The organism is Anaerotignum faecicola, from assembly GCA_024460105.1.
Lineage (GTDB): Bacteria > Bacillota > Clostridia > Lachnospirales > Anaerotignaceae > JANFXS01.
In genome coordinates this window covers 1-651 of sequence record JANFXS010000041.1, presented here as the reverse complement: position 1 = coordinate 651, position 651 = coordinate 1, and the positions used below count along the sequence as shown (strand labels likewise).

The following is a 651-nucleotide window of genomic DNA, read 5'->3' as shown; positions in this document are numbered from 1 at the left end:
CCCTGATTCCTGGTAAGTATGACAATGATCTTTTCATATCCCTCGTCGATGGCTCTCTGATAGGCAATCGGCATGGAACAGCCGCCATCCAAATATTTCTTCCCGCCTACATCAATCATCCGTGACAGAATGGGCAGGCTGCTGGAGGCCTTTACCGCCTCTATGAAATCCTCACACTTCCCTTTTTCAAAATATTCCGGTTTTCCCGTCTTACAGCGGGTTGCAACCACCTCAAACCGCTGCTTCGACGCCTCAAACGTCTCAAAATCAAACGGAATCAGTGTCTCACTCAATTCTCCAAACAGAAAATCAAAATTAAAAATCGAACGGTTCTTCACCATACTTCGAAAGCTCATAAACCGCTTATCATTCACGTAGTCCAAATCCACCCGGATCGTTCTTCCAATCTGTTTGCTGATATAACTCATTCCGCACATAGACCCCGCGGAAACACCGTTTACATAGGACATCTCGATCCCCTGCTCCATAAATACATCCAGCACTCCGGCCGAAAATACACCTCTCAGGGAACCTCCTTCCAGTACTAAAGCTCCTTCTGTCATCTTATTCACCTCGCCTCCTATTCTATTGCATTTCCTCCCCCCGGTCAATCCCTTTATAAAAATCCCTTGATCCTTCCCTCCTATATGA

At 46.2% G+C, this 651-nt stretch carries 1 protein-coding gene; it reads right to left on the bottom strand.

Annotation, left to right across the window (positions count from 1 at the left end; translation table 11 throughout):
• On the bottom strand, positions 1 to 563 hold a 563-nt coding region (locus tag NE664_12615), incomplete at its 3' end, for a patatin family protein (GenBank protein MCQ4727478.1).
• Positions 564 to 651 lie beyond the last annotated feature (88 nt).